Raw genomic sequence first — 4,296 nt, forward strand, 5'->3', positions numbered from 1 at the left:
TCAAATATTAAATATTAAAAATCAAAAATAAGAATAAAAGAATTCCTTAATTTTGATATTTGCTCTTTGATTTTTGATATGATATTTGATATGTCATTTTGCATTTTAATATTTAATTTTCTATTACACAACTTGTTGTGTTTGAAGTGGTTTCACACTAAGTCAGTACCATTCATTTGTGCTCTCTGAACACGCTAAACAGGTACGGGGATTTTACCCCCCAGAAGAGAATGATTAAAAAACATTCTTCAGTATAACCTTAATAACCTTACAGGAATAATCAACTAAGCCTGTAGAACAGATAATGTATAGGGGGTTTGGGGGAAGAGGATGCGTCCTCCGTTTCCCCAATGGGGTTTGGGGCAAAGCCCCAGAACATCTTCCTTAATTTTCTAACTGCACAGGTCGAAAATTTTTTTCTTGACATTCTTAATAAAATATGATAAAAAAAATAAATTTAAAAGACTTGACAAAATAAGTAAGTTTATGATAAAATTATTAAAGATTTGGAATTCTAACGAATCACGATGTCAAATAGGTAGGGTTTTACAAAATTAAAAGCAAGTAAATGGTAATGAGTATATGTTTAGCGTGCTACAGCATTTGAGGTATAAATAATTCCGTAACCGTTCAGGCTATATATCAAAAGTGTAAGAAAGGGGATAAGGAGATAAGAGTGATATGGAGATAAGATAATAGAAATAGATTGAAATTTATAGAAATAGGTAGAAATTGATTGTGGAAAACAACAAATTTCCATAAATTTCTATTAGTTTCTATTAATTTCAATTTTTTTAATAATATCTCCCTATCTCCTTAATCTCCACATCTCCTTTTGTTACACCACCTGAACGCTTACAAGAATTCCTTAATTTTGATATTTGCTCTTTGATTTTTGATATGATATTTGATATGTCATTTTGCATTTTAGTATTTAATTTTTGATTTTGTATTACACAACTTGTTGTGTTTGAAGTGGTTTCGCACTAAGTCAGTACCATTCATTTGTGCTCTCTGACCACGCTAAACAGGAATAGTAATTAATTACCATTTACCAATTACCAGAAACCTTTCGGATAAAAAGTTAAGGTGTGGAGCCAGTAGAGATGAGGTGTTGGGTTTCAGGTTATGGGTGAGGGGATAAAATATCCATAACCTATAATCAAAACTGGGGGTAAAGAGAAAAGTAATTATCTCTCGTCCCTTGTCCATAGAAGATTAATTTTATCCGAAAACATTCTACCCAAAAAAAAGGAGGTGAAAAAAGGATGAAGGAGAAACAAACAGTAATTAACTTAATTTTACTCGGGGTGCTATTTTTGCTACCCGTTGTGGTAGAATCAGCAACTTCAAATATTCCGGTAATTACAGATGTAACGATTGAGGAATTACAGAGGAAGGTTGAGGCATCCTGGGCCGCAGAGGCAAGGGCTGTAGCAGAGGCAGAAGCGGCGGCTATGGCTGAGGCAGAGGCAAAAGCAGATGCTAAAGTAGCCGAAGAGGCAGTTAGAGAAGCAGAGGCTTTAGCCAGAACAATAGAATCCGCAAAGAAAAAGGCATTGATGAAACGGGATGCGGCTAAAGAAAGTGAAATGATTGCTTTGGCTTGTGCAAAAGTGGCTAAAGCAGAAGAAGAAAAAGCTAACCTTGCCCTTGAAGATGCAAAAGTTCATGAGGCAAAATTACGCGCCGAGCTTGAAGTTAGTAAAAGAGATGCAGAATTAGCCTGGCAAGAAGCTAAGATACATCGTATTACCGCTGAAAATTTCCTTGAGATTGCTAATGAATCTCTCATGAAAGGACAATCATCTAAAGCCATAGAATTTGCGACTAAGGCTAAAGACGAAATAGAGATTTCAAAACAATGTGAAGAAAAAGCTAAACTTAAAGATGTGATTGTTCAAGAAACGGAAAATCGGGTTAAATTAGCCCTTGAAGAAATATCGACATCTGTATCAAAGGCACAAGCCACAGCAGAAATGGCTAGAGCCAATGAGGCTAAAGCTATTGCTGAGGCACAAACTGCCCGCGCCGCAGAAGAAGAGGCGAATGCCACAATTGAAGCCGTAGAATTAGCTCACAAAAAATCTATTTCTCAAGCAAAAGCCGCTCAATCAGCCCTCAAATGGGCATCTCTCAAAATAGATGCGTCTAAAAAAGCTCAGGAACAAGCTATTGCTTATGCCAATCTGGGCAAAATTGCTGAAGAAGAAGCTCGACAGGCAGTTGAAGAAAAACGCAGAGAACAAGAACAAGCAAGAACTCTACTTATGGAAGCTCAACGAGCTATTAAAGGCAAATAAACTAACTTTATGGAGGAAGCGGTCATGACCAAGAAAGAATTAGTAATGAAAATCGCTAATGAGCTAAATGTAACTCAAACTATCATAAAATCAGTAATAGAAAAAGTGTTTGAGGGCATAGAAGAAGCTCTTTGTTCAGGACAAAAAATTGAATTAAGAAATTTTGGTATCCTGAAGGTAAAATCAAGAAAAGCACGAGTGGGAAGAAATCCACGAACAGGTCAAATTGTTCCTATTGGAATAAGAAAAGTCATTACTTTCAAATCGGGTAAAAGACTAAGAAAAAAAGTAGAAAATGCTTAAAAAGAAAGTTTGAGGAATGTGAAAATATGCACTTTGATGAAAAAGATATAAGTGAAACTCAATATAAAGAGACGCGAACATGTAGATGTGAAGAATGTGGTTATATGTGGGTACAAGAAGTCCGTGATGAAAATGGTTTTGGCGAATTTGAAGAAGAACAAATATCTTCCTGTCCAATGTGTGGGGGGTCATACCTGGCTCAAATGTAACTCGTAAGGAGAAGTCCATAAACTAATGTGCCAGAATAAAGTTCTTAATCTGATTACTTATGGATGTCAGATGAATAAGTATGATTCAGAAACAATTGCGGGAATCCTTCAGGATTATTCTTTAAGTGACGAATTGACCGAGGCTGATGTTGTGCTGATTAATACCTGTGCGGTGCGCCAACATGCAGAAGATAAAGTTTATTCCCTGTTAGGCAGACTCTCTAAAATTAAGGACATAAAACCTGATTTTAAAATAGGTGTGTGTGGTTGTGTTGCTCAACAACAGGGAAATAATCTCATAAGGAAATTTCCATCTGTTGACCTGGTAATTGGACCTGATAATCTTAATAGATTGCCTGATTTACTTGATAAAGTTTATAAAGGGGAAAAAATAGTCTTAACAGAACATCAACCATTACCAGACGATACTCTTCCCTCAAAACGAATGAACAAAATTAAGGCTTATGTGCCAATAACAATTGGATGTAATAATCGGTGTACTTATTGCGTTGTGCCTTATACAAGAGGAAATCTCCGCAGTAGACCTGCATATCAAATAATAGATGAAATAAAAAAACTGGTTGAATCAGGTTATCAAGAAATAACCGTCTTAGGTCAAAATGTAAATGACTATGGGATTGATTTTAGAGAAACAAAACTTAATTTCCGTGAATTATTAATAATGATTAGCAACATAAACAGTTTAAAGAGAATACGATTTATTACCTCTCACCCCAAAAATTTTAACTATGAATTAATTAATACCATCCCTCAACTCAAGAATGTCTGTGCGTATATTCACCTCCCTATTCAATCCGGCTCAGATAAAATCCTTAAGTTGATGAATCGAGGTTATTCCCTGAAATTCTATCAGCAACTTGTTGAATATCTAAGAGAAAAAGTTCCTGAAGTGAGTCTTACGACTGATTTAATTGTTGGTTTTCCTGGTGAAGAAGAGGAAGATTTTGAAAAAACACTAAAAGCCGTTGAAGAAATAAAATTTGATTCCGCATTTACCTTTAAATATTCTCCACGACCAAATACTGAATCGGCTTCCTTCCCAAACCAAATTCCAGAAGAGATTAAACAAAAGAGATTAGAAAAATTAATAGAATTAACCTCCAAAATCACAAAACAAAAAAATCAACAATTAGTTGGAAAAACAACGGAGATTTTAATTGAAGGCAAAAACCCACAAGACCCATCTTTTCTTATGGGAAGGACAAAAACAGATAAAGTAGTTTTCATCCCTTCCAATGGTAAATCTTTAATGGGTGAATTTGTTAATGTTAAACTCATAAGGTGTGGAACATTTAGTTTTAAAGGAGAGTTGATTAATTCATAGATTTCACAGATTTGTAAGCGTTCAGGTGGTGTAACAAAAGGAGATGTGGAGATTAAGGAGATAGGGAGATATTATTAAAAAAATTGAAATTAATAGAAACTAATAGAAATTTATGGAAATTTGTTGTTTTCCACAA

6 protein-coding genes are annotated in these 4,296 nt (G+C 34.9%); 4 read left to right on the forward strand and 2 right to left on the reverse strand.

Translation table 11 applies throughout. The annotated features are described in order from the left end of the window. Positions 1-586 precede the first annotated feature (586 nt). Entirely contained in the window at positions 587-760 is a 174-nt protein-coding gene (locus AB1422_17255; protein ID MEW6621051.1) for a hypothetical protein, read from the reverse strand. Positions 761-794: 34 nt separating this feature from the next. Beyond that, entirely contained in the window at positions 795-926 is a 132-nt protein-coding gene (locus AB1422_17260; protein MEW6621052.1) for a hypothetical protein, read from the reverse strand. Positions 927-1,268: 342 nt separating this feature from the next. Here AB1422_17260 and AB1422_17265 point away from each other — a divergent pair, with 342 nt between their 5' ends. From AB1422_17265 to miaB, 4 genes are read left to right on the forward strand one after another with little or no spacing between them, the layout of a single operon-like run. Further along, positions 1,269-2,303: a hypothetical protein gene (locus AB1422_17265; GenBank protein MEW6621053.1), complete on the forward strand. Its 1,035-nt coding sequence runs from the start codon at positions 1,269-1,271 to the stop codon at positions 2,301-2,303. A gap of 24 nt (positions 2,304-2,327) precedes the next feature. Beyond that, positions 2,328-2,606, forward strand: coding sequence for an HU family DNA-binding protein (locus tag AB1422_17270; protein ID MEW6621054.1), 279 nt, complete (start codon positions 2,328-2,330; stop codon positions 2,604-2,606). 26 nt (positions 2,607-2,632) lie between these two features. Continuing rightward, positions 2,633-2,815 carry a hypothetical protein gene (locus tag AB1422_17275; protein MEW6621055.1) on the forward strand — a complete coding sequence of 61 codons (183 nt, stop codon included), beginning with the start codon at positions 2,633-2,635 and terminating at the stop codon, positions 2,813-2,815. A 25-nt stretch (positions 2,816-2,840) separates the two neighbouring features. Beyond that, a complete protein-coding gene (gene miaB, locus AB1422_17280; GenBank protein ID MEW6621056.1) occupies positions 2,841-4,160 on the forward strand; it encodes a tRNA (N6-isopentenyl adenosine(37)-C2)-methylthiotransferase MiaB in 1,320 nt (439 codons plus the stop codon). Positions 4,161-4,296: the final 136 nt, after the last annotated feature.

This window comes from bacterium (assembly GCA_040757115.1).
In the GTDB taxonomy this organism is placed as follows: domain Bacteria; phylum UBA9089; class CG2-30-40-21; order CG2-30-40-21; family SBAY01; genus JBFLXS01.

Coding starts and splice junctions, on each gene's coding strand:
- AB1422_17255 (MEW6621051.1), bottom strand. CDS start 760: ATGGAAATTTGTTGTTTTCCACAATCAATTTCTACCTATTTCTATAAA.
- AB1422_17260 (MEW6621052.1), bottom strand. CDS start 926: ATGCAAAATGACATATCAAATATCATATCAAAAATCAAAGAGCAAATA.
- AB1422_17265 (MEW6621053.1), top strand. CDS start 1,269: ATGAAGGAGAAACAAACAGTAATTAACTTAATTTTACTCGGGGTGCTA.
- AB1422_17270 (MEW6621054.1), top strand. CDS start 2,328: ATGACCAAGAAAGAATTAGTAATGAAAATCGCTAATGAGCTAAATGTA.
- AB1422_17275 (MEW6621055.1), top strand. CDS start 2,633: ATGCACTTTGATGAAAAAGATATAAGTGAAACTCAATATAAAGAGACG.
- miaB (MEW6621056.1), top strand. CDS start 2,841: ATGTGCCAGAATAAAGTTCTTAATCTGATTACTTATGGATGTCAGATG.